Raw genomic sequence first — 23,045 nt, 5'->3', positions numbered from 1 at the left:
CATGAGTGATGCGCCCGATGATCAAAAAGATGGCCCAGCAAATGGGGAGCAGACAGGGAAGCGCAGAGCGGAGCCATCCGCTTCGCCGGGGCGCAAGCCCGGGTCGGCGCGGCCTGATCGGCAATATCGCCTTGATAAAATGCGCGCGCAATCCTTGAAGCCCCAGCACAAAACCATGGCCCATGATGCTTTTATCGATTGCGGCTGGGGGCGGTTATATTTCGCCCAGACCTTTGATCGCCTTGATGATGTGGTGGAAGCCCTGCGCCAGGAAATGCCCCAACAGCGCGATATCGCTTTTTATCTGCGCGATCCCCATGTGGCGCTTTCCAAAGCCCCTCAAGAGCTTTTCCTTGATCCATCCCATACCTATCGCCTTGATCTCCATACCTATCAGCCTGCGGTGCGGCGTTTTCGCGGCTTTCATATCCGGCGCTTGTCGCATCGTTCTGATATTGCCGAAATCAATCGCATCTATGCGGCGCGCAATATGGTGCAGGTGGATCCCAGCTTTTTCTGGGATCGCCGCGATAGCCGCAGCCTGACCTATTATGTGGCCCAGGATGATGAAAGCGGGGCATTGGTGGGAACGGTCACCGGGGTCAATCATTATCAGGCTTATCACGATCCTGAGCGCGGGGCGTCACTCTGGTGTTTGGCGGTGGATCCCCAAAGCCCCTATCCCGGTATCGGCGAAGCTTTGGTGCGGCGCCTGGCCGAACATTTTCAGGCCCGGGGCAATGCCTATATGGATTTATCGGTGATGCACGATAATGAACAGGCGATTGCACTTTATGAAAAGCTGGGCTTTCAGCGCCTGCCGTTCTTTGCCCTCAAAAACAAGAATTCGATCAATGAAAAGCTGTTTGCCGGTCCGTCTTTTGATGCCAATTTCAATCCTTATGCTCTGATCATCGTTAATGAAGCCCGCAGGCGGGGCATTCATGTGGATGTTCTGGATGCTGAAAATGGCTATTTTCGGCTCTCTTTTGGCGGGCGATCCGTGATCTGCCGGGAATCCCTGACCGAATTGACCAGTGCCATCGCCATGAGCCGCTGCGCGGATAAAATGGTCACAAGGCGGCTTTTGGGGGCGGCCAATATACGGGTGCCGGCCCAGCAGCAGGCGGCTTTAAACCCTGATCGCAATGCCGATTTTTTGCACGAGCATGGGGCCATCGTGGTTAAGCCCCGGCATGGGGAGCAGGGCCGGGGGGTCAGTGTCAATATCACTGATGCGGCGCATCTCGAACAGGCGGTGGAGGCCGCCCGGCGGGTAGATGATCATGTGCTATTGGAAGAATATTTTGATGGCATCGATCTGCGGATCATCGTTATCGGCTTTAAGCTGGTGGCTGCGGCCATCCGCCGCCCGGCAGCCATCATCGGTGATGGATCAAGCACGATCGAAGCGCTGATCAAGGCCCAAAGCCGTCGGCGCATGGCGGCCACGAATGGTGAATCGCGCATCCCCATCGATCAGGAAACCGAACGCACCATCCGCAATGGGGGCTTTGAACTGTCCACTATCCTGCCCGCAAAAAAACAGCTTTTTGTGCGGAAAACGGCTAATCTGCATACCGGGGGCACCTTGCATGATGTGACGGATCGGCTGCATCCGCATCTGTGTCAAGCGGCCATCACCTGTGCTAAAACCATCGATATTCCGGTGGTGGGTGTGGATATGATCGTGAAATCACCAAGCGAGCCCGATTATATCGTGATCGAGGCGAATGAGCGCCCGGGCCTTGCCAATCATGAACCGCAGCCCACAGCCGAGCGGTTCATCGATCTGTTGTTTCCCCATTCATTGCCTACGGATTTAAAACTGAGCAAAGACATCGGCGGAGGATCATGACGATCAAAAGACCAACCATCGACATCAGCTATCTGGAACAGATCTTATTGCGCCTGCTGGCGATCCCCAGCCCCACGGGCTATACGGATGAGATCGTCCGGTTCTGCGCGCAGGAGCTCAAAAGTCTGGGCCTTGAATATGAATTGACCCGGCGCGGGGCCATTCGGGCATGGATCAAGGGCAAGGCAAAACACCCCGGGCGAGCCATCATCGCCCATCTCGATACCCTGGGAGCACAGGTCAAGGGGCTGAAAGACAATGGCCGCCTTGAAATCGTTCCCATCGGCCATTGGTCGGCGCGATTTGCCGAAGGCGCGCGGTGCAATATCTTTACCACCAAGGGATCATGGCGCGGCACAATCCTGCCGCTCAAGGCATCGGGCCATACGTTTAACGAAGAAATCGATCAGCAGCCTTCGGCCTGGAGCAATCTGGAAGTACGGGTGGATGGCCTGTGCTTTTCCAAAAACGATCTGATGCGGGCGGGAATTGCCATCGGCGATTTCGTGGCCATCGATCCCATGCCGGAAATGGTCAATGGCTTCATCAATTCCCGTCATCTGGATGATAAAGCCGGGGTTGCCAGCATGTTTGCGGCGATCAAGGCTTTGGTGGATGATCCATGCGATCTGCCGGTGGACAGCTATTTTCTTTTCTCCATCGCCGAAGAGGTGGGGATCGGTGCCTCCACCATTCTCCATGGCGATATCGCCTCGATGGTCAGCATCGATAATGGCACCACGGCACCGGGCCAGAACAGCCGGGAATTTGGCGTGACCATTGCCATGGCCGATCAAAGCGGGCCTTTCGATTATCACCTCACCCAAAAGCTGCTGGCCTTATGCGAACAGCATGATATCCGCCATCAGCGCGATATTTTTCGCTATTATCGCTCGGATAGCGCTTCGGCCCTTGAGGCGGGCAATGATATCCGAACCGCGCTCATCACCTTTGGGATCGATGCCAGCCATGGGTGGGAACGAATCCATAGCCATGCCTTGCGCTCGATTGCCGAGCTTGTGGGGGTTTATCTGCAAAGCGAAGTGCATATCGAACGCGACAAGGATCAGCTTTCAGGATTGAAGGGCTTTACCCATCAACCCATCACCCCTTCCAAAAAAGAAGCGGCAGACGGCTTTCCATCCGATGACTAGCCGTCCCCGTCTGGCATGAAAAGGGCTTCAGTTCTCAGTCCCCTCATCCTCAATCCTTGTAAATGAGGATGAGGGGGGTGGGGTTTTGGCTGCTCAATTTTGCCCGATACATGCCTTCGGTATTGAAGCTGAAAGCAATCTCGCCGCTGTGCGACAAGGCAATCACCCCGCCATCGCCGCCCAGCCCGGCAATCTTTTGATGGATCACTTCATCGGCGGCTTTTTGCACATCATAGCCCTTATATTCGATCAGGGCGCAAATCGTGCGGGCGGCGGTGGCGCGCATGAAATATTCCCCGGTGCCGGTAGCCGATACGGCGCAGCTTTTATTATCGGCATAGGTGCCTGCGCCGATGATGGGGCTATCGCCGATGCGGCCCCATTCTTTATTGGTCAGCCCGCCGGTAGAGGTGCCCGCCGCCAGATTGCCCGCCTGATCCAAAGCCACCACGCCCACGGTACCGAATTGATGATCGCCATCAAAATGAAGCTGCATGGCGCCTTTTTCATGATTTTGGATGGATAAAAGCTGCTGATAACGCCGGTCGGTGAAAAACCATGTGGGGGAAACGAGGTCGATGCCTTGGATGCGGGCAAAATGTTCGGCCCCCGAACCCGAAAGCATCACATGCCGCGATTGACCCATCACCGCCCGTGCCAGCAGGATGGGATTTTTGATCCGGGTCACGCCGGTGACCGCCCCGGCCTTCAATGTGCGGCCATCCATGATCGCGGCATCCAGCTCATTGCGGCCATCATAGGTGAATACCGCGCCTTTCCCGGCATTGAACAGGGGGCTGTCTTCCATGATGCGAATGCTCGCGGCCACCGCATCAATGGCTGTGCCGCCGCTTTTGAGCACGCTTTGCCCGGCAATCAGCGCTTCGCCAAGGGCGGCGCGATAGGCGGCTTCAGACTCTGCCGTCATGGAAGCGCGGGTGATGGTGCCGGCCCCGCCATGAAGGGCGATGGCATAGCTGCTTTCATCCTTTGTCGCCTCCTGCGCACGGCTTTGGGGGCTGATGGCCAGCGCGCTCAGCATGATGCCGCCCAAAAGCCCGAGCGGCAGACGACAAAGGGCGGTGCGTCCGGTTCGTTTCGTTTGGGAATGGCGAGATGAGACGGGCGCGGGGATCATCATGATTGTCCTTGTGTTATGGCGATTCTTTGAGATTTCGCGGTCAGAACGGTCTTATTCACCTCATAGTCTAAAGCACTTTTCTCAGATCGAGAAGAGAGCCGGGGCCGATGTTGGGGACATGAACCGGCGAGGCCATAAAAATGGCCGAAAAGGGCTCAGAGTGAAAATTTACAACGCATTGTTTTAATTGTGCTTTATAAATTTTTTGGGGTTGAGAGCCAAAAGGCATCATTTCATCCTTGAATCATGGGCAATGTTCAGTCATATGAGCGTCACGTACGCGCACGTGCCCCTGGCCCTTATGTACTGGTTACGTAACGATGCGTGCTTTTTTTGTTGGTTGGGTCGGCGGCCTTTTTCAATGAGCCGACACTGATTGATAAAGGGAGTCGCCAATGGCCTCCAGTGATGTGTGCTTCCCCGGCGGAATATCTTCCAAAGGGCTTAAAATTATTGCCAGCGACCGGGGCTATTGGCGCTGGCGCTTCATGGTTCTCGACAAGCATAGTCCGATGCTCGCATAGCCTCCCCTTGCGGGAAGCATTGCCGTGCCCCACGTCTCCCAGGCTGTATGATGCGCAAGGGATGGCGGCCGGTGAACTTTTGATCCTCTTGCCGGGCAAGATGGGTCTGGCCTCGTTCACCTAAGGACCATGAACATGACTGCACTTTATGCCTTTGCGCATCCATCTGTTGATGCCGGCGTCGATCGCGATATTCCTGTTTTCAATTCGATTGAGGATGTGGTGGCCACCATTGCCGATGATCAGCCCATTCACGTGCTGTATCGTCAAAGCATGGAACGCGCAGCGCACGCCTTTTTGAGCCGCTTTTCCGGCACGGTGATGTATGCGGTGAAATGCAATCCCACGCCTGCGGTGCTGGAAACCCTTGTTCATGCGGGGATCACTGCGTTCGATGTGGCCTCTATAGAGGAAATCGATGCGGTGCGCCGGATATCGGCCACGGCAAAGCTTTATTTCATGCACCCGGTGAAAAGCCGCCGGGCCATTCGCTATGCCTATCTGGCCGGGGTTCGCGATTTCGCCATTGATAGCCTGGCGGAATTGGAAAAAATCATCGAAGAAACCAATGGTGCCGATGATCTGGGCCTTTTCATTCGGCTTGGCCTGCCCAAAGGCGATGCGGCCCTTGATCTGTCTGGCAAATTTGGGGTGGATGGTGCGGCGGCTGTGGACCTTTTGCAGGCGGCGCGGGCGGTTTCCGCCAATCTCGCCGTGAGCTTTCATGTGGGTTCGCAATGCATGAACCCCCATAGCTACCGCAAAGCCATTGCTGCCGTGCGGGCCTTGCTCGATGAAGCGGAAATCTCGATTGATCTCCTTGATGTGGGCGGTGGTTTTCCGGTTGCTTATCCGGGGATGGAGCCTCCGGCTTTGGATGCTTTCATGGGCGTGATCGATCAGGCTGTCGCCGATTATGGCTTTCTGGGCCTGCCGCTTTTATGTGAGCCGGGCCGGGCGCTGGTGGGTGATGGCGGATCAGTGCTGGTGAAGGTGGAATTGCGTAAGGGCAATGCGCTTTATCTCAATGATGGCACCTTTGGGGCTTTATATGATGCCGGGGCCATTGGCTGGCGTTATCCTGTGCGGCGGGTTGATCTGCGCCGGGCGGCTTGTGACAATGAGCAGGCATTCATTTTTTATGGCCCTACATGTGATAGCATGGATGTGATGAAGGGTCCGTTCATGCTGCCTGCCGATATGGCCGAAGGCGATTGGATCGAAGTGGCCAATCTCGGGGCTTATGGCATGTCGATGCGCACCAAATTCAATGGCTTTCATTCCGATCTCACCGTTGCCGTGGCGCCACGGGAAGCCATGACTAATAATGTCGTTCCCCTGCCTGTGAAGCATGATGCTGCCATGGCCGATGCACAATAAAGATCGAGAGGACTGAAGATGGCTGACCAGACCGCACACACCAATCGCAAGGCCGAATTGCTTTCAAAGCCGGTGGAACATATCGATATCACCCAATATGACGCCCGCCCTTTGGTGGAGGCGATGGGCAAGATGTCGTTCACCTCACGCGATACCGCCCGGGCTGCCGAGATTTATAATCGGATGCTGGCGGATCGTGATTGCTCGGTGATCCTCACCCTTGCCGGATCGACCTCGGCAGGCGGCTGTATGCATGTTTATCGCGATCTGGTGGCGGCGGGGATGGTGGATGCCATCGTGGCCACCGGCGCATCGATCATCGATATGGATTTTTTCGAGGCCCTTGGCTTCCGCCATTATCAGGGCAGTTCCACCCTCGATGATAATGATCTGCGCGATCTTTATATCGATCGGATTTATGACACCTTCATCGATGAGGAAGAATTGCAGGCCTGTGATCATGTGTTGCTGGAAATCGCTGATAGCCTGCCATCACGGGCCTATTCCAGCCGCGCCTTCATCCGTGAAATGGGCCGTTGGTTGAAAAGCAATGCCAAAAAGAAAGGCAGCCTGATCGAAACCTGTTTTGATCATGATGTGCCGATCTTCTGCCCCGCTTTCACCGATAGCTCGGCGGGCTTTGGCCTTGTGAAGCATCAGGTGAACCGGATGAAGGCGAACGCGCCTTATCTGACCATCGATTCCATTGCCGATTTCCGGGAACTGACCGATATCAAGATCAAAGCCGGCCGCACCGGGCTTTTGATGGTGGGCGGCGGCGTGCCCAAGAATTTCGTGCAGGATACGGTGGTTTGTGCGGAAATTCTGGGCGTTGAAGCGGAAATGCACAAATATGCGATCCAGATCACCGTGGCCGATGTGCGCGATGGGGCCTGTTCATCCTCAACGCTGAAAGAAGCATCAAGCTGGGGCAAGGTGGAAACCGCTTATGAACAGATGGTTTTTGCCGAAGCCACCACCGTGGTGCCCTTGATTGCCTCCGATGCCTATCATCGGGGCGTTTGGAAGGGGCGCGAGGCGCGCCATTTCGCCCGGTTGTTCGACGCCGTGGATGGGCAATAGCCGTCTCTTGTTTTTCGTCATCTCGTCTCATCTTTCGTCACCCCGGGCGGGGACTCCGTCTTTCGTCACCCCGGGCTTGACCCGGGGTCCACTCTTTCCCATGCTTCGCGCTTCACGAGATGGATCCCGGGTCAAGCCCGGGATGACGATTGAGTGGCGGCAGACGAGTAGCCCCAGCCTTGAGCGCGCTTCATGCGAGTACCGGCCCCGGCTCGGGGGCCGGGGTGACGATTGAGGGAGTCTCTCAACTTTCGTCATTTTAGGCATCAAGGCGGAATCCTTCTTGTCAGGGGCTGGGCGGAAATGTCGCAGGGGTATCCGCGGCCTTTCCCCAGCGTTAACACAGTCGTGATTTTTCCAGAGCATAGCTTATGCTAAGCACAGGGACCGTGATCGGCAAAAGAAGGCGACAGGATGCACTGGCTCTTTAAATCGCGACTCTTCATCGTCTCGCTGTTGCTGATGGCGATGGGTCAGTCCGTGCAGGCACAAACGCCTTTGGCTGCGGTCGATAATCCCCAGACCCGGCTTGAAATTTTTGCCGAAAAAACCACGGTTGCTGCCGGTGAGCCTTTATGGCTGGCCCTGCGCTTCACGCCATCGGAAGGCTGGCACACCTATTGGGAAAATTACGGCGATAGCGGCAAGGCGCCCAGCCTCAACTGGTCCTTGCCCGAAGGCTGGACGGCGGATGCGCCTCTTTATCCGGTGCCTCATCGTATCCCGGTTGGGCCTTTGATGAATTATGGCTATGAAGCGCCCCAAAGCCTTTTGGTCAGGCTCACCCCGCCCGCTGCGATCCCGGATCAGCCGATCGATCTGGCCCTTTCGGCGGAATGGCTGGTATGCGCCGATGTGTGTATCCCTGAATATGGCGATCTCGCTTTTCAAATGATCCCGGGTTCTGGCACGGTTGCCCCCGGCATGGCGGCGCTCTTTGCCAAAGCCCGGGCCGCCTTGCCCCATCAAAGCCCGTGGCAGGCCAGCGCGCGCATCAGCAATGCTGCTTTCGCCCTTGATGTGGATATGCCGAAAGACGATGCCGCGCTGGTGAAATCGGCCTATTTTTATCCTGTGAATGAAGGGCTGTTTGGCTATGCCAAGCCCCAGGCCGTTTCTTATGGCGAGGACGGCTTGCAGCTTTTGGTGGCGCGTTCGGGATCAGCCCCACAGCTTGGCGAACATGATCAGATTTTGCGTGGTGTGCTGGTCATCACCAATGACAATGGCCTTGATGAAGGTTTCGAGATTGCGGCCCCCCTTAGCCTTGATACAACCTTGGTGGCCAAATCGAATGGCTTGGGTTTCAGTGCTGCGGGCTTGCAGATTGGTCTGTTTGAGGCCATCGCCTTTGCCCTTTTGGGGGGCATCATCCTCAATTTGATGCCATGTGTTTTTCCCGTGCTCTCGCTCAAGGCTTTTTCGCTGATCCGGGCCCATGGGGCGGGGGAAAAAGCGGCGCGCCATGATGGCCTTGCCTATATGGCTGGGATTTTGTGTAGCTTTTTTGCGGTGGGTGTCGTTTTTCTGGCCCTGCGCGGGGCCGGGGCTTCGGTTGGCTGGGGCTTTCAATTGCAATCGCCCATGGTGGTCACGATCATCGCCCTTATCCTGTTTGTCCTTGGTCTCAATTTGATGGGGATGTTTGAATTCAGCAGCCGCTTTGCCGGGATCGGTCAGGGTTTGACCGAAAAAAAGGGCTTGAGCGGCGCCTTTTTCACGGGTGTTTTGGCCACCATCGTGGCCACACCCTGCACCGCGCCCTTCATGGCTTCGGCTTTGGGATTTGCCATGGTGCAGCCCGCGCCCGTGGTGCTGGCCATTTTCACCAGCCTGGGTCTGGGCCTTGCCTTGCCTTATGTGGCGGTGGCCTTCATTCCGCTTTTGCGGCATCTTTTGCCCCGCCCCGGTCCGTGGATGGGGGTATTTCGGCAGTTTCTCGCTTTCCCGATCTTTCTCACGGTGATCTGGCTTTTATGGGTTTTGGGGCGGCAAAATGGGGCCGATGCCCTTGGCTATGCCTTGCTCATGCTTTTGGCTTTGGCCTTCATCGTCTGGGTATGGGGTATCGCCGGTGGGCGTGGTCGCAGGGCGCAGATCGTGGCTTTGGGGCTAACGGCGCTGGTGACAATCCCCATGATCGGCAGTTCGGGCACCTTCATTGGTTTTGAGGCCGGAAGCCTGGTCAAGGATATAAAAGATCAACCTAAGGCCGGTTCCTATGAGGACAAGCTTGCCGTCGCCTCATGGTCGCCTGAGAAGCGCGATCAATTGCGCGAAGCGGGCCGGCCCGTTTTTGTGTATTTCACCGCCGATTGGTGCATCACCTGCAAGGTGAATGAACGGGTGGCTTTGGCTGATTCCGATGTGATCAGCGCCGTGCAGGATGGCTCGGTGGCTGTGTTGAAAGCCGATTGGACTAACAAAGATGATCGGATCGCCAAAGAGCTTGCTGCTTTCGGTCGCAATGGGGTGCCGCTTTATCTGTTTTATCCCGCCGATGGCAGTGCTCCGAAAATTTTATCGCAAATCCTGACCCCGGCTTTGCTTTTGGCAGAATTCAAAGGCTGAGCGAACCGCGATCTTCAGGATCGGCGCGCATTATGCCATAATGATGTGGCCATCCTATCGATTGGGGTTGAAGAAAAAGAGGTATTGGCATGTCCATGCGGTTTCCAAATCTGGCTGGGGCTTTTGTTTTAAAGGGTGCTGCCCTGCTGTTTGCGGCGGCTGGCCTTTTGGCGGGCGCTTTTGTGGCGCAGGCACAGCCCATGATTGGGGAAGAAGCCCCATTATTTGCCGCCAAAAACACCAGAGGCGAGACGATTTCCCTTGAAGCCTTGCGCGGCCATCCGGTGATTTTGGAATGGACCAATCATGATTGCCCTTTCGTGAAGAAGCATTATGAGACCGGCAATATGCAAAAAACCCAGCGCGCTTTGGTGGAGGCGGGGGTGACATGGATTTCGATCATATCATCCGCTCCGGGCACACAAGGGCATGTTTCGGCGGATGAGGCCAACAGCATTGCCGCCAGCCGGGGTTCCTATGCCGATCATATTATTCTTGATCCCCAGGGCGATCTTGGGCGGCTTTATAAGGCCCGCACCACGCCTGATATGTTTTTGATTGATGGTGATGGCACGCTTCTTTATCAGGGTGCGATCGATGATAAGCCATCCGCCCGGCACAGCAGCATCGAAGGGGCGAAGAATTATGTTCTTGCCGCTTTTCAGGATATGCAGGCTGGCCAGCCCGTGCGCGAGGCAGAAACAAAGCCCTATGGCTGTTCTGTTAAATACGCTTTTTGATTGTATTCAAGTCCTATTATTCTTCTATAACACGATAAAATTCAACAATAAGTCAGATAGACCTTATTTATAATGTATTTTTAGGAAATCATTAATAGATTTAGCCTAACAATTATGGCAGGGCTATCATCATTTAAATAAAATTTTTAAATCAACCAAATGATGTTGGCGCGCGGTTATTTTTTAAATATTGAGGTGGGTTATGTCGGCTGGGAAAGAGCGCTTTCTTGCGCGTGAGGATATTATTGTCTCTAAAACAGATATAAAGGGTTATATTACTTACGCCAATCGCGTTTTTCTTGATATTGCTGATTATACTGAAGATGAAGTTCTTGGAAAGCCGCATAATGTAATTCGCGACCCGGATACCCCCCGGGTGATTTTCAAGGCCCTTTGGGATGCCATTGCCAAGGGCGATGAAATTTTTACTTATGTTAAAAATGCCACTAAAAATGGCGATTATTATTGGGTTCTCGCGCATGTTACCCCCACTTTGGATAAGAACGGGCAGATCATCGGCTATCATTCCAATCGCCGGGCTCCTGATCGTCCGGTGATCGATGAGATGACCCGGCTTTTTGCCGAACTGCGGGCCATCGAGCAGGGGGCCGTTGATCGCAAAGCCGGGCTGATTGCCAGCGAGCAGGCTTTGCAGGCGAAAATCGCATCGGCGGGGCAAACATTCGATCAATTCATTTTTTCCACGATCAATAGACGAGCTGCGGCATGAACCTGTTTTTCAAAGCAAAGGGTCAGGGCAAGGCGGGTTCTGATCAGTCGGCTGAAATCTCACGCCTCATCGCGGAAAGGGATGCTTATAAAAACACCCTGGAGCGGATCGAGGCTGTTTGCATGGCGGCCGCCCATGGCGATCTGGAAGCGCGCCTGATCGGAATCGATCAAAGTGCCCCGGGGGCCAAAAGCATGGATGCCCTCAATCAGCTTCTGGATATGACCGATGCCTTTTTGCGCGAAGCCGGTTGGGTTTTAAGGGCGGCCGCCGATGGTCGGTTTCATCGTTCGCTACTTTCACGCGGCTTTCGCGGCAGTTTTTCGATTGCTGCCGCCGTTGTGGATGGTGCCAGACAAAGCATGGATCAACTCTCGAAAGCTGCGATGGATACCCGCCACAAGCTTGCCGATGGCTTTGAGAAAGCTGTGTTCCTGCGTATTGAAAAGCTCAATGATGCCTCGCACAAGATGGAGGATACAGCGCAAACCCTGGCGGATTGCGCTTCGGATGCCCTTGAAAAGGCCGTGGCCGTCAGCGCGGCGGCCGAACAATCGTCGGCCAATATCAATGCCATTGCTGCCAGTTCCGAGGAATTGACGGCATCGATCTCGGAAATCAAGCGGCAAAGCCAGAATTCGACCATGGCCGTAGATGAGGTTGGGAAAGATGTGAAATCTGCCGAAACGGCGGTTGAAGGCTTGATCAAGGCTGCGGCCAATGTTGAAAAAGTGGTTTCTTTCATCCGCGATATTGCCGATCAAACCAATCTTTTGGCGCTCAATGCCACTATCGAGGCTGCGCGCGCTGGCGAAGCGGGCAGGGGCTTTGCGGTGGTTGCCAGCGAAGTCAAGGCATTGGCCAGCCAATCGGCGAAAGCCACCGAAGATATCGCCAAGCAAATTGCAGACATGCAAAAGGCAACGAATCTGACAACAAGCTCCATCACCGCGATCACCAAACAAACCACATCTTTGCATGATGTGATCAAAGCCATCAATGATGCGGTGGATGAACAATCGGGCGCGACCGATGAAATCAGCGGGAATATTCAGCAGGCGGCGGATGGGTCCCGGGAAGTGAGCGCGGTGGTGGCCGATATCCGCACGTCATCGGAAACCACCGGTGAAGGGGCTCGCAGTGTTTTGGATGCCTCGCGCGACATGCAGACCTTGTTTGATGATCTGAATAAGGAAACTCAGGGCTTCCTCGCCTCCGTGCGTGCAGGGTGACGCGGGAGAGAAGAAGCCAGCGCCACTAAGCGCTGACGCTGTTGCGCCCCCCCCTCTTTCGTCACCCCGGGCGGAGACCTGGGGTCCATCTTTGAAGGGCTGAGCGTGCCAAAGATGGATCCCGCCTCTGCGGTGCATCCCTTTGGTCTGCCCCGAGTCAGAGATGACGCGGGGATGTGGCGAGCCCCCGGGCCGGGATCGATCTTTGGCGCGCTCAAGTCCTGTAAGATTTAAGCTTTTTTAAGGCTGTTGCACGATAGTGTGCCTTCAAGGCTTACCCGTCTTCTCCGGGCGCGGGAATTTTAACATTTCGGTATGGTGGTAGAAAGAGCATGTTTCTCATTATTGGCTTTGTGATCGTGCTCTTCATGGTGTTTGGGGGTTATCTTTTCGCCGGGGGCAAGATGGAGATCATCATCCATGCGCTGCCTTTTGAATTGATGATCATTCTGGGGGGGTCGATTGGCGCTTTTGTGATCGCCAATTCCACCGGGGTCATCAAAAAAGCCCTTGGCGGGATGGGCCGGGCCTTTAAGGGGGCAAAATGGCAAAGGCAGGATTATACCGATCTGCTCAGCCTGATGTTTATCCTGATCAAAACCATGCGCACAAAGGGCGTGGTGGCGATTGAACAGCATATTGAAAAGCCCGAAGAATCGAAAATCTTCAATCATTTCCCGAGAATTGCCGCCGATCATCATCTGGTTGCCTTCATCGCTGATTATCTGCGCATGATGACCATGAATTTTGAAGATCCGCATCAGATGGAAGATGCGATGAACCAGGATATCGAACGCCATCATGCGGAAGAACATGAACCCCAGCATGCCTTGCAAACCATGGCCGATGGCTTGCCTGCGGTGGGGATCGTGGCGGCGGTTTTAGGGATCATCAAAACCATGGCGGCGATCAATGAGCCGGTGGAAATCCTCGGGCGCATGGTGGGCGGTGCTTTGGTGGGGACCTTCCTTGGGATTTTCCTGTCTTATCTGATGGTGGCGCCGATTGCCGGGCGCTTTGCGCAGGTTTTGAATGAAGAAGGCAAGATGTTCGATATCATCAAAACCGTGCTGATTTCGCATCTCCATGGCAATGCCCCACAGATTTCCGTTGAAATCGGGCGGCGCAATGTGCCCGCCCAGCATCAGCCTAGCTTTATCGAATTAGAAGAGTCGCTGGCGGAATTGCCCAATGATTTCGCCTGAAATGCCGATTTGCAGGCATCGGGTGCAGCTTGCCCTTGCTCATGGGGCTGGCTGGTCATAATCTGGGCGCATGAGCACACAAACATATCGTATCGGCATTCTGGGCGCTTCGGGCTATACCGGGGCTGATCTCATTCGCATCCTTTCGGGGCATCCGGCTATCGAAATCTCGCTTCTGGTAGGCGGGCGCAGTGCGGGCCGCCCCTTGGCCGAGGTTTTTCCCCATCTGGGGCATTTGCCCTTGCCTGATCTGATCAGCCTTGATGAGGTGGAATGGCCGGGAATTGATCTTGATCTGATTTTTTGCGCGCTGCCCCATGCCGCCAGCCAGGAAGTGGTGATGGGGCTGATGCATGCCACCGGCCACAGTCTTTTGGATGAGCTGTTGATCGAGCGGCGCGAGGATCTGGTGGCGGCCACGCAAAAAGATATCCGCATCATTGATTTATCGGCTGATTTCCGGCTCGATGATCCGGCGGTTTATGAAGAATGGTATGGCCGCCCGCATCAGGCGGTGGCCTTGCAGCGCGGGGCGATTTACGGCCTGCCCGAATTTCATCGCGATGCTTTGCGTTCGGCCAGCCTCGTGGCCTGTCCGGGCTGTTATCCCACGGCGGCGCTTTTGGCCTTGCTGCCTTTGTTGGAAGCGGCAGCCATCGGCCCTGATGAGATCATCATCGATGCCAAATCCGGGGTCACTGGGGCCGGGCGCAGCCTGAAGGAATCGATGCTGTTTTGCGAAATTTCCGAAGCCATGCATCCCTATGGGCTTGGCCGCCATCGCCATATGCCGGAAATGGAGCAGGAAATGGCCAAGGCCGCTGGCCGCCCGGTGGGGCTGAGCTTTACCCCCCATCTGGTGCCGATGAACCGGGGCGAGTTGGAGACGATCTATGTGCGGTTGGCGCGTGGTCGTTCGGCGGATGATCTGCGCACGATATTGGCCGAACGCTATGCCGATGAGCCCTTCGTGCGGGTGGCGGAACCGGGTGTGGTGCCCGCGACCCGGCATGTGCGCGGCTCCAATCAGTGTTTGATCAATGTTTTTGAAGATCGGATCGCGGGGCGGGCGATCATTGTTTCGGTGATCGATAATCTGGTAAAGGGATCATCGGGGCAGGCGGTGCAGGCAATGAATCTGATGCTGGGCCTGCCGGAAACCACCGGCCTGATGCAGGCGCCTTTATTCCCCTGATCCGATGAAACAGCGCTTCAAACTGTGATGAGATTGTCATGACCCATTCCCGCCATGGCGGGGGGCTTTTATTGCCCTTCCTCGATACAAGGCCGCAGATCGCCGATGATGTGTATCTCGCCCCCGGCTCTAAAATCATAGGCGATGTGCGCATCGGGGCCGGTTCATCGGTGTGGTTTAATTGCGTATTGCGCGGTGATGTGAACAGCATTCATGTGGGCGCGGGCAGCAATATTCAGGATGGCACGGTGGTGCATGTGTCGCGAAAAACCCACCCCACCTTCATTGGCGATGATGTGTTGATCGGCCATATGGCGATGATCCATGGCTGCACTTTGCACGATCGCAGCTTTGTGGGGCTGGGGGCCATCATCATGGATGGCTGCGTGATCGAGGAAGATGCCATGCTGGCGGCGGGCTCCCTGCTGGCTCCGGGCAAAAGGATGCAGCGCGGCGAATTATGGATGGGCCGCCCGGCGCAAAAAGTGCGGCTGCTGTCTGATGCGGATATCGAGGCGCAGCGAAAGGGGGCTGAGGGCTATGCCGAACTGGCGCAGATCTATCTCAAAAGTGCACGCGATCCCCAAACATGAACAGCCAGAACGACCATTCAAAACTGCCCGCGCTCAGCCCCTGTGCCCAAATGGTGCGCGATCATGATCATGATCGTTGGCTGACCCTGCTTTATGCCGCGCCCAAGGATCGCGAAGATCTGGCCGCCCTTTATGCCTTTAATCATGAGGTGGCCAAAACCCGTGAGCAGATATCGGAACCGATGCTGGGGGAAATCCGCCTGCAATGGTGGCGGGAAACCATCGATGGCCTTTATGAAGGCAGGCCACGCAGGCATCCCGTGGCGGACGCCTTGGCTTTGGTTTTGGATCGCCATGCCCTTGATCGCGCGGCCTTTATGGCGCTGATCGATGCCCGCAGCGCCGATCTTTATGAGGAAGGGCCGCAGGGCCTTGGCGATCTGATCGCTTATGCCGATGCCACGGGGGGTGGGCTCAATGCTTTGGCGGCCCAAATTTGCGGGGCTGATGATCCGGCCGATCAGGCAGCCGCCCATGCCATTGGGCGCGCCTGGGCCCTGACCGGGATCGTGCGGGCCCTGGGCTTTCAGGCAGCGATGCAATACACGACCCTGCCCAAAGAGGCGCTGGATGCAGCGGGCATTGCCCCCGAAAGCCTTTATCGCGGGGACTTTGCCCCGGAATTGAAGCCCTTCATCCGCGAACTGGCCGCGCAGGCAGCAAAAGCCTGCGCCACCGCCCGCAAACGGCAAAAGCACTTTCCCCCAAAAGCCCGCAGCCCCATGCTTTTGGGGATATTGACCGATGATTATCTGCTGCGCCTGAAGCGCGGCGGCGATGATCCTTTCAAGGCGGATTTTGCCCGGGGTGCGGCCATGCGGCAGCTAAAGCTGTTGATCGCGGTCTGGCGCGGGCGGTATTAGAATTTCACCCTAAAGCCATCAAAGTCAGCACTGGAAAAGCCTGAAAGCACTGTTATAGTCCGCCCATGAACAGAGATATTCCCAGCGAACAGATCCTTGAAACGCCGTTTGATGCCGCCTTGTCTGAACGGTATCTTGCCTATGCCCTGTCAACGATCATGTCACGATCGCTGCCCGATGTGCGCGATGGGTTAAAGCCTGTGCATCGGCGGCTGCTTTATGCCATGCGCCTGCTGAAGCTTGATCCCGGCACCGGCTATAAAAAATGTGCCCGGGTGGTGGGGGATGTGATCGGTAAATATCACCCCCATGGCGATCAGGCGGTTTATGATGCGCTGGTGCGATTGGCCCAGCATTTTGCCGTGCGCTATCCGCTGATCGATGGTCAGGGCAATTTTGGCAATGTGGATGGCGATAATCCTGCGGCCATGCGCTATACCGAAGCCCGGATGACCGCCGTGGCCGCCCTTTTGATGGATGGGCTGGATGAGGATGCGGTTGATTTTCGCCGCACCTATGATGGCGAGGAAGAAGAGCCGGTGGTTTTCCCCGGGGCCTTTCCCAATCTTCTGGCCAATGGGGCGGCGGGCATTGCGGTGGGCATGGCCACTTCTGTTCCCCCCCATAATGCGGGCGAATTGATCGATGCCCTGCAAATCCTGATCGAAGCCCGGCTGGGGCGGCGCGGCCCGGTTCTGGATGATGAACTGCTGGCTTTGGTGCCCGGGCCGGATTTCCCCACCGGCGGGGTGATTGTTGAGCCGCGCGCCAGCATGTTGGAAGCCTATCGCACCGGTCGCGGTTCCTTTCGCACCCGTGCCCGATGGGAGCAGGAAGAGACCGGCCATGGCACCTGGCAGATCGTGGTCACGGAAATTCCTTATCAGGTGGCGAAATCCAAGCTGATCGAAAAAATCGCGGAATTGATCAATGATCGCAAATTGCCGATTCTGGCCGATGTGCGCGATGAATCCACCGAAGATATCCGGCTGGTGCTGGAACCCAAAAGCCGCAATGTGGACCCCCGCATTCTGATGGAAAGCCTGTTCCGGCTCAGCGATCTTGAGGTGCGGGCGTCCCTCAATCTCAATGTCATTGATCTGGATGGGGCCCCCCGGGTTTTATCTTTGGGTCAGGCGCTGGAAGCCTTTCTTGATCACCAGCTTGACGTGCTGAAGCGCCGCACGGCTTTTCGGCTTGATAAAATTGCTCGGCGGCTGGAAATTTTGGAAGGCTATCTGAAGGCCTATCTCAATCTTGATGAGGTGATCCGCATCATCCGCGAGGAAGATGAGCCGAAAGCGACCCTGATCAAAACCTTTGACCTCACCGATGTGCAGGCGGAAGCGATCCTGAATATGCGCCTGCGATCCCTGCGCAAGCTTGAGGAAATGGAAATCCGTGGCGAACATGAAAAGCTGAGCACCCAGCAGGCAGAGTTGCAGGCTTTGCTGGGATCATCTGAGCGCCAATGGATCGCGGTGGGGGAAAAGCTGGCCCATGTCAAAGAAAGTTTCGGATCCGAAACATTAGAAGGCAAACGCCGGACATCATTCGCGGATCTGCCGAATGTGGATTTCGTGCCAGCCGAAGCGATGATCGAGCGTGAGCCGGTGACGGTGGTTTTCTCCCGGCGCGGCTGGCTTCGGGCCTTGAAGGGCCATATGGCCGCCGAAGCCAGCCTTGGGTTCAAGGATGGCGATGAGGAACGCTTTCGTTTCCATGCCTTCACCACCGATAAAATTCTTGCTTTCACCTCGATGGGGCGGATTCACAGCCTTGGCGCGGATAAATTGCCCGGGGGCCGGGGGCATGGCGAGCCATTGCGGCTTCTGGTCGAGATGGAAAGCGACGAGGAAGTCGTGGCTCTCCTTCCTTATGTTCCGGGCAGCGAATTATTGCTGGCCTCATCGGAAGGGCGGGGCTTCAGGGTTGAAGCCGATAAGGTTCTGGCCTCTACCCGGGGCGGGCGACAGGTGATGAATGTGGTATCGGGTGTGCGGGCCACCCATTGCCTGCCGGTGCGGGGCGATACCGTGGCGATCATCGGTGAAAATCGCAAGCTTTTGCTCTTTCCTTTGGATGAGGTGCCGGTGCTGGCGCGGGGCCGTGGGGTGATTTTGCAACGCTATAAGGATGGCGGTCTGTCGGATCTGCGTTTGCTTGATCTGGCCGATGGCTTGAATTGGCCGATGGGTGGCTCCCAAGGCCGCACCCGCACGGAAACCGATCTGGCCCTGTGGCTTGGCAAGCGGGCGGGTAGTGGCCGCATGCCGCCCACGGGCTTCCCGCGTTCCAATCGCTTTTCGGGCTGAAGCCTTGCGGGCCTTTTCGCTTTTGATCAGGCCGTAAGGGATATGGCCGTGCCGATTTCAAGATCAAGCTGACGGGCGGCACTGCCTTTTGTAACCGCGATTTCCGCAAGGCCGCTGGAATTGGCATACCAGAAAGCCATGCCCGGCGGATGATCGGCAAAGGTGCGCCCATGGGGTAGCCGCCGCCCCCCCAGCATGAGCGAGGCTTTGCCCAGCTTATCGGCGCGCATTCCGGTGATGGCATTGCCATAATGATCGATATAGATCACCTGTGCCAGATCATCGGGCCAATCTGAACCATCCCGGGCCAAACCATCCCGGGCCAAACCATCACGGACCGCACCATCCTCTGGGGTCGCGAAAGGCGCCATGGGCACCGGCTTGCCAAGGGCAAGGGCCGCAGCCGTAGGGGCAAACAGATCGCGACCATGAAAGCTGGCCGACAGGCGCACCGGCATACGGGTGAGGCGCATGATGGCCTGATGATGCTGGGCGCGACGCCAAACGAGTTCAAATAACCCATTGCCCGGGCCGATGAATTTTCGCCCATCGGCCTCTACCAGCACAGGGATGCGAGGGCCGCCCACGCCGGGATCGACAACCGCGCAGATGATCGCATCTTCGGGCAAGTCCTGGATCAGGCTGGCCAGCAGATAGGCGGATGGCTGGGGCGCGAAAGACGGGGCATCATGCATCAGATCAATGATCGGAACAGCCGGGGCCTGTTCAGCGAAAACAGCCTTCATCTGGCCCACATAGGGGCCATTCCAGCCAAAATCGGTAAACAGCACGATCATCACAAAAGCCACAGCCCCCGCCATTGCATATAGCTTATCAGCATAGGCAATGGCGTTGGCTCAGGCAATGCTGCGCGCCGCTTTGATCATATCTTCGGCGGATTGTTCCGATAAGGGGCCGCGCTTCTGTGCTTTATGCATCATCCGCTCGCCATCAAATCCGGCACGGGCCAGAATATCCGCAAGGCTTTCATCAGTCTGGATGATATCATGATCATCCGGGCGCTGATGGGCTTGCCGCCTGTTGAAAAAAATCATGATAAAAGCCTCCCGCATGGATGATCTATATGAATAGATAGTTATAAATTATGAGCGATTATCACAATATATCATCAAATTAAGACAAAGAGGTGTCTTTTAGGTCACGCTTTCAAGAAATTATCGCGCTGGTGTGGCCAGCAGGGTGGGCAGCCATGTGGCCAAATGCGGGAACAGAGCCAAAAGCCCAAGCGCCAGAAGCTGGATTGCCACAAAGGGCAGGGCCCCACGATAAATCTGCTTGGTGGCAATGGAAGCTGGCGCCACCCCCCGCAGATAAAAAAGGGCAAAACCAAAGGGCGGAGTGAGAAAGCTGGTTTGCAGATTCATCGCGATCATGATCCCCAGCCAGATGGGATCAACCCCCATCTTGATCAGGATGGGGGCGATGATCGGCACGACGACAAAGATGATTTCGATGAAATCGAGGAAAAATCCTAAGATAAACATCACCAGCATCACCGCAATCAGGGCACCGCGCACCCCGCCGGGCAGGGACGACAGCAAATCTTCGATCACTTCATCGCCACCCAGCCCGCGAAAAACGAGTGAGAACAGCGCCGCACCGATCAGAATGGTAAAAATCATCACGCTGATGCGCACGGTGGATTGCAAAGCGGGCCTTAAAATGCCGATCCGATCCGTGCGCCAGATGGCGAGAAACAGCCCCGCGATGGTCAAAAAGCTGAGGATTGCGGCCATGAACAGATGCCAGCCTGCTAAAGCCGGGCCCAGGATCAGGCTTTGCACAAAAAGAGCAGCAAGTGCGATGATGGCCCCCAAAAGCAGGCGCTGATGTGTTTTGGCCTTGCGCAGGGCCCCCAGAAAAAGCGCCCCCACGGCCCCTAGGGCTGCGGCTTCGGTAGGGGTGGCAATGCCGCCCAGAATCGAGCCCAGAACGGTGATGATCAGGATCACCGGCGGCAGCAGGGCATAAAGGATCTGGCGAAAAAACCGGCCATCGAGCTTTTCATCAGGTTCGCGCGGAATGGCCGGGCTGCTGTGGGGGAAAAACAGCGCCATGCCGCCCTGATAGAGCAGGTAAAGGCTGACAAGACCCAAACCCGGGATCAGGGCACCCGCAAACAGATCCCCCACCGAAAGCGCCGAGGTGGCGATGATCCCCATATCGCGCTGCGCCTGCTGATAGGCCGAGGATAAAACATCGCCCAGCAAGATCAGGACGATCGAAGGCGGGATGATCTGCCCCATGGTGCCCGCTGCGGCAATCGACCCTGAAGCGAGAGCCGGATCATAGCCCCGGCGCAGCATCACCGGCAAAGACATCAGCCCCATGGTCACCACGGTCGCCCCCACAATGCCGGTAGAGGCAGCTAAAAGCGCGCCAACGATGGTCACGGAATAACCCAGGCCGCCGCGCATCGGGCCGAAAAGGCGGCCCATGGAATCGAGCAGATCTTCGGCCACCCGGGATTTTTCTAAAATCACCCCCATCAGGATGAACAGGGGAATGGCCAGCAGCAGTTCATTTTGCATCAGCCCATAGATGCGATCCGGCAGCAAAAGAATGAAGCCGGGCTCCAAAAGCCCAAGGCTCATCCCAAGGATTGCAAAAATCAGGGCAACACCGGCCAGCACAAAAGCAACGGGAAAGCCGGTGAGCAAAAAGCCCAGCAAGGCCAGAAACATCAGGCCCACAAAAAGGGCGGGCAATCCCATCATGAGGATTCTTCAGAATTCAAGATGATTGCCAAGCTGCGCCCGATCATCGCCACAGCCTGAAGCCCAAGGCTGATGGCAAAAACCGCGATCAGTGCTTTCAACCCATAAACAAAAGGGATGCCCCCGGTTTCCGTCGAGCCTTCGAGATTCATGACGCTTGCGAAAATATAAGGAAATCCGGCCCAGCCGATCAGAAACAGAAAGGGCAGCAAAAAAATGAGGCCGCCAAGCAGATCAACCCAGCTTTGGGCCTGGGTGTCGGCGCTGCCATAAAACAGATCCACCCGCACATGCCCATCATGCAAAAGCGTATAGCCCGCCCCGCCCATAAAAATCAGGGCATTGAGATAAAGCCGGGATTCTTGCAGCCAAATCGAGCCATAGGAAAAAATCGCCCCCAAAAGGACCAGACTGAATTGCACGATCACTAAAAGCAAAGCCGCCAGACCCAGAAAGCGACCAAGCCCTTCATTCATCCGTTCAAGGAAATGAATGAAGCCGGGGCGGGTGGGGCATGTGGCTGTGGAAGGCGACATAGGCATGGGCATAACCATCAGGGCAGATTTTTCGGAATGCCGGGGGAAAATCCACGGGCATGATCGAAAGCGCGTTCAGATATTTCGCCCCAGCGCGCGCCACGGATGCGGGCTGCTTTGAAGCTTTCATAAACCCGGGCGGTCAGATCATCGGTTTGGGCGACTTCGCTTAAAACATCTTCGCTGATCTGGGCCATGCGCTCTAATATTTCATCGGAAAAACGTCGCAAGGTGACATCGGTATCCTTGATCAGCCGTTCTAGCGCCAGGGCATTATGATGCTCGAATTCCGACCGCATCACCAGCGATTCGGCGGCACAGCAATTTTCGACGATGGCGCGTTCCTGCGGCGAAAAGTCGTTCCATAGATCGAGATTGACCCCCAAAGAAAGGGTGGCCCCCGGTTCATGGATGCCGGGATAATAATAGGATTTGGCAATGGTATGAAAGGCAAAGGCCATATCATTCCAGGGGCCAACCCATTCCGTGGCATCGATATTGCCCTGATCAAGGGCCTGGAAAAGCTCACCGCCTGCCTTGGTCACCGGGGTGGCTCCCAGCCTTTTCATCACCTCGCCCCCAAGGCCGGGCATTCTGATCTTCAAACCCTTGAAATCGGCCAGTTTATGAACCGGGCGTTTGAACCATCCCCCCATCTGCACCCCGGTATTGCCAGCGATCAGGGGCTTAACATTATAACGGGCGCTCAATTCATCCCATAAAGCCTGGCCGCCGCCAAAGCGAATCCAGGCTTCCATTTCATGGGCGGTCAAACCCATAGGCACGGCGGTAAAAAATGTGAAGGCAGGCGATAGCCCCTGCCAATAATATTCCGCCCCATGATAAAGCTCGGCATTGCCCTGGGAGACGGCATCAAAAGCAGACAAGGCGGGCACCAGTTCACCCGCCGCATAAACCTTGATGTCGAATGATCCGCCGCTGGCCTCTGTGATCCTCTGACCAAGGCGGGCGGCTCCGGTTCCAAGGCCGGGAAAATTCTTCGGCCAGGTGGTCACCATCCGTAAGCGCCGATGGGCCTTGCCGATGATTGCCGGGCCTGTTTGCCCCAAGCTGCTGTTGGGGGGGTGGCTGATAATACCTGCCGCCAGCGCGGTGCCGGTGGCGGCTGCCCCCAAAATGCCAGCACCCTTGAGGGCCATGCGTCGGCTGATGGGCGGGCGGGGGGA

Annotated in this window: 19 protein-coding genes; 13 read left to right on the top strand and 6 right to left on the bottom strand. The window is 56.2% G+C overall.

Annotated features, from left to right (window positions below):
- Window position 1 precedes the first annotated feature (1 nt).
- Both ngg and AQ1_RS02000 read left to right on the top strand, forming a co-directional pair.
- A complete protein-coding gene (gene ngg / locus AQ1_RS02005; protein WP_081837006.1) occupies window positions 2-1,858 on the top strand; it encodes an N-acetylglutaminylglutamine synthetase in 1,857 nt (618 codons plus the stop codon).
- Complete coding sequence (locus AQ1_RS02000) at window positions 1,855-3,012, top strand: osmoprotectant NAGGN system M42 family peptidase (protein WP_042083570.1); 1,158 nt, start codon at window positions 1,855-1,857, stop codon at window positions 3,010-3,012. Before ngg ends, AQ1_RS02000 begins: the two co-directional genes overlap by 4 nt.
- 49 nt (window positions 3,013-3,061) lie before the next feature.
- Here the strand turns inward: AQ1_RS02000 and AQ1_RS01995 are convergent, their stop codons facing one another.
- Window positions 3,062-4,054, bottom strand: a complete 993-nt coding sequence (locus AQ1_RS01995) for an isoaspartyl peptidase/L-asparaginase family protein (protein WP_042083700.1) — start codon at window positions 4,052-4,054, stop codon at window positions 3,062-3,064.
- 758 nt (window positions 4,055-4,812) lie between these two features.
- Here AQ1_RS01995 and AQ1_RS01990 point away from each other — a divergent pair.
- The 11 genes from AQ1_RS01990 (at window position 4,813) to parC (ending at window position 18,584) form a co-directional block, all read left to right on the top strand.
- The gene (locus AQ1_RS01990) at window positions 4,813-6,057 is read left to right on the top strand and encodes a type III PLP-dependent enzyme (protein WP_081837004.1); all 1,245 of its coding nucleotides are present in this window, start codon (window positions 4,813-4,815) and stop codon (window positions 6,055-6,057) included.
- 18 nt (window positions 6,058-6,075) lie between these two features.
- Window positions 6,076-7,140, top strand: coding sequence for a 1,9-bis(guanidino)-5-aza-nonane synthase (locus AQ1_RS01985; RefSeq protein ID WP_042083567.1), 1,065 nt, complete (start codon window positions 6,076-6,078; stop codon window positions 7,138-7,140).
- 414 nt (window positions 7,141-7,554) lie between these two features.
- Window positions 7,555-9,711, top strand: a complete 2,157-nt coding sequence (locus tag AQ1_RS01980; protein ID WP_081837003.1) for a protein-disulfide reductase DsbD family protein — start codon at window positions 7,555-7,557, stop codon at window positions 9,709-9,711.
- Between the two features lie 89 nt (window positions 9,712-9,800).
- Entirely contained in the window at window positions 9,801-10,451 is a 651-nt protein-coding gene (locus AQ1_RS01975; RefSeq protein WP_313981325.1) for a redoxin domain-containing protein, read from the top strand.
- Between the two features lie 202 nt (window positions 10,452-10,653).
- Entirely contained in the window at window positions 10,654-11,181 is a 528-nt protein-coding gene (locus AQ1_RS01970; protein WP_042083564.1) for a PAS domain-containing protein, read from the top strand.
- Window positions 11,178-12,413 (top strand): methyl-accepting chemotaxis protein, encoded by a 1,236-nt coding sequence (locus AQ1_RS01965; RefSeq protein WP_052370770.1) that lies wholly within the window; start codon window positions 11,178-11,180, stop codon window positions 12,411-12,413. Before AQ1_RS01970 ends, AQ1_RS01965 begins: the two co-directional genes overlap by 4 nt.
- Window positions 12,414-12,745: 332 nt before the next feature.
- Complete coding sequence (gene motA, locus AQ1_RS01960) at window positions 12,746-13,618, top strand: flagellar motor stator protein MotA (RefSeq protein WP_042083561.1); 873 nt, start codon at window positions 12,746-12,748, stop codon at window positions 13,616-13,618.
- Between the two features lie 70 nt (window positions 13,619-13,688).
- Window positions 13,689-14,813, top strand: a complete 1,125-nt coding sequence (gene argC / locus AQ1_RS01955; RefSeq protein ID WP_042083559.1) for an N-acetyl-gamma-glutamyl-phosphate reductase — start codon at window positions 13,689-13,691, stop codon at window positions 14,811-14,813.
- 38 nt (window positions 14,814-14,851) lie between these two features.
- Complete coding sequence (locus tag AQ1_RS01950; protein ID WP_042083557.1) at window positions 14,852-15,406, top strand: gamma carbonic anhydrase family protein; 555 nt, start codon at window positions 14,852-14,854, stop codon at window positions 15,404-15,406.
- Entirely contained in the window at window positions 15,403-16,269 is an 867-nt protein-coding gene (locus AQ1_RS01945; protein ID WP_042083551.1) for a phytoene/squalene synthase family protein, read from the top strand. Before AQ1_RS01950 ends, AQ1_RS01945 begins: the two co-directional genes overlap by 4 nt.
- 65 nt (window positions 16,270-16,334) lie before the next feature.
- On the top strand, window positions 16,335-18,584 hold the full coding sequence (gene parC, locus AQ1_RS01940; RefSeq protein ID WP_042083549.1) for a DNA topoisomerase IV subunit A: 2,250 nt from the start codon (window positions 16,335-16,337) through the stop codon (window positions 18,582-18,584).
- A gap of 26 nt (window positions 18,585-18,610) precedes the next feature.
- Here parC and AQ1_RS01935 read toward each other — a convergent pair whose 3' ends face one another.
- The 5 genes from AQ1_RS01935 to AQ1_RS01915 all read right to left on the bottom strand — a co-directional run.
- The gene (locus AQ1_RS01935) at window positions 18,611-19,405 is read right to left on the bottom strand and encodes an SAM hydrolase/SAM-dependent halogenase family protein (RefSeq protein ID WP_462686906.1); all 795 of its coding nucleotides are present in this window, start codon (window positions 19,403-19,405) and stop codon (window positions 18,611-18,613) included.
- 36 nt (window positions 19,406-19,441) lie between these two features.
- Complete coding sequence (locus tag AQ1_RS01930) at window positions 19,442-19,639, bottom strand: hypothetical protein (RefSeq protein ID WP_150007174.1); 198 nt, start codon at window positions 19,637-19,639, stop codon at window positions 19,442-19,444.
- 120 nt (window positions 19,640-19,759) lie between these two features.
- On the bottom strand, window positions 19,760-21,319 hold the full coding sequence (locus AQ1_RS01925; RefSeq protein WP_042083686.1) for a TRAP transporter large permease: 1,560 nt from the start codon (window positions 21,317-21,319) through the stop codon (window positions 19,760-19,762).
- Complete coding sequence (locus tag AQ1_RS01920) at window positions 21,319-21,864, bottom strand: TRAP transporter small permease subunit (protein ID WP_161760381.1); 546 nt, start codon at window positions 21,862-21,864, stop codon at window positions 21,319-21,321. Before AQ1_RS01920 ends, AQ1_RS01925 begins: the two co-directional genes overlap by 1 nt.
- Before the next feature lie 11 nt (window positions 21,865-21,875).
- Window positions 21,876-23,045: TRAP transporter substrate-binding protein (locus tag AQ1_RS01915; RefSeq protein WP_462686905.1), on the bottom strand; the 1,170-nt coding region annotated here is incomplete at its 5' end.

This window comes from Iodidimonas nitroreducens (assembly GCA_000710935.1).
GTDB classification, from domain to species: Bacteria; Pseudomonadota; Alphaproteobacteria; order Sphingomonadales; family Rhodothalassiaceae; genus Iodidimonas; species Iodidimonas nitroreducens.
The sequence above is the reverse complement of the archived record's forward strand: the minus strand, read 5'-3'. Positions and strand labels throughout refer to the sequence as shown.

What these genes read in the sequence shown, in the direction of transcription:
- ngg (WP_081837006.1), top strand. Translation starts at nt 2, where the DNA reads ATGAGTGATGCGCCCGATGATCAAAAAGATGGCCCAGCAAATGGGGAG.
- AQ1_RS02000 (WP_042083570.1), top strand. Translation starts at nt 1,855, where the DNA reads ATGACGATCAAAAGACCAACCATCGACATCAGCTATCTGGAACAGATC.
- AQ1_RS01995 (WP_042083700.1), bottom strand. Translation starts at nt 4,054, where the DNA reads ATGCTGAGCGCGCTGGCCATCAGCCCCCAAAGCCGTGCGCAGGAGGCG.
- AQ1_RS01990 (WP_081837004.1), top strand. Translation starts at nt 4,813, where the DNA reads ATGACTGCACTTTATGCCTTTGCGCATCCATCTGTTGATGCCGGCGTC.
- AQ1_RS01985 (WP_042083567.1), top strand. Translation starts at nt 6,076, where the DNA reads ATGGCTGACCAGACCGCACACACCAATCGCAAGGCCGAATTGCTTTCA.
- AQ1_RS01980 (WP_081837003.1), top strand. Translation starts at nt 7,555, where the DNA reads ATGCACTGGCTCTTTAAATCGCGACTCTTCATCGTCTCGCTGTTGCTG.
- AQ1_RS01975 (WP_313981325.1), top strand. Translation starts at nt 9,801, where the DNA reads ATGTCCATGCGGTTTCCAAATCTGGCTGGGGCTTTTGTTTTAAAGGGT.
- AQ1_RS01970 (WP_042083564.1), top strand. Translation starts at nt 10,654, where the DNA reads ATGTCGGCTGGGAAAGAGCGCTTTCTTGCGCGTGAGGATATTATTGTC.
- AQ1_RS01965 (WP_052370770.1), top strand. Translation starts at nt 11,178, where the DNA reads ATGAACCTGTTTTTCAAAGCAAAGGGTCAGGGCAAGGCGGGTTCTGAT.
- motA (WP_042083561.1), top strand. Translation starts at nt 12,746, where the DNA reads ATGTTTCTCATTATTGGCTTTGTGATCGTGCTCTTCATGGTGTTTGGG.
- argC (WP_042083559.1), top strand. Translation starts at nt 13,689, where the DNA reads ATGAGCACACAAACATATCGTATCGGCATTCTGGGCGCTTCGGGCTAT.
- AQ1_RS01950 (WP_042083557.1), top strand. Translation starts at nt 14,852, where the DNA reads ATGACCCATTCCCGCCATGGCGGGGGGCTTTTATTGCCCTTCCTCGAT.
- AQ1_RS01945 (WP_042083551.1), top strand. Translation starts at nt 15,403, where the DNA reads ATGAACAGCCAGAACGACCATTCAAAACTGCCCGCGCTCAGCCCCTGT.
- parC (WP_042083549.1), top strand. Translation starts at nt 16,335, where the DNA reads ATGAACAGAGATATTCCCAGCGAACAGATCCTTGAAACGCCGTTTGAT.
- AQ1_RS01935 (WP_462686906.1), bottom strand. Translation starts at nt 19,405, where the DNA reads ATGGCGGGGGCTGTGGCTTTTGTGATGATCGTGCTGTTTACCGATTTT.
- AQ1_RS01930 (WP_150007174.1), bottom strand. Translation starts at nt 19,639, where the DNA reads ATGATTTTTTTCAACAGGCGGCAAGCCCATCAGCGCCCGGATGATCAT.
- AQ1_RS01925 (WP_042083686.1), bottom strand. Translation starts at nt 21,319, where the DNA reads ATGGGATTGCCCGCCCTTTTTGTGGGCCTGATGTTTCTGGCCTTGCTG.
- AQ1_RS01920 (WP_161760381.1), bottom strand. Translation starts at nt 21,864, where the DNA reads ATGCCTATGTCGCCTTCCACAGCCACATGCCCCACCCGCCCCGGCTTC.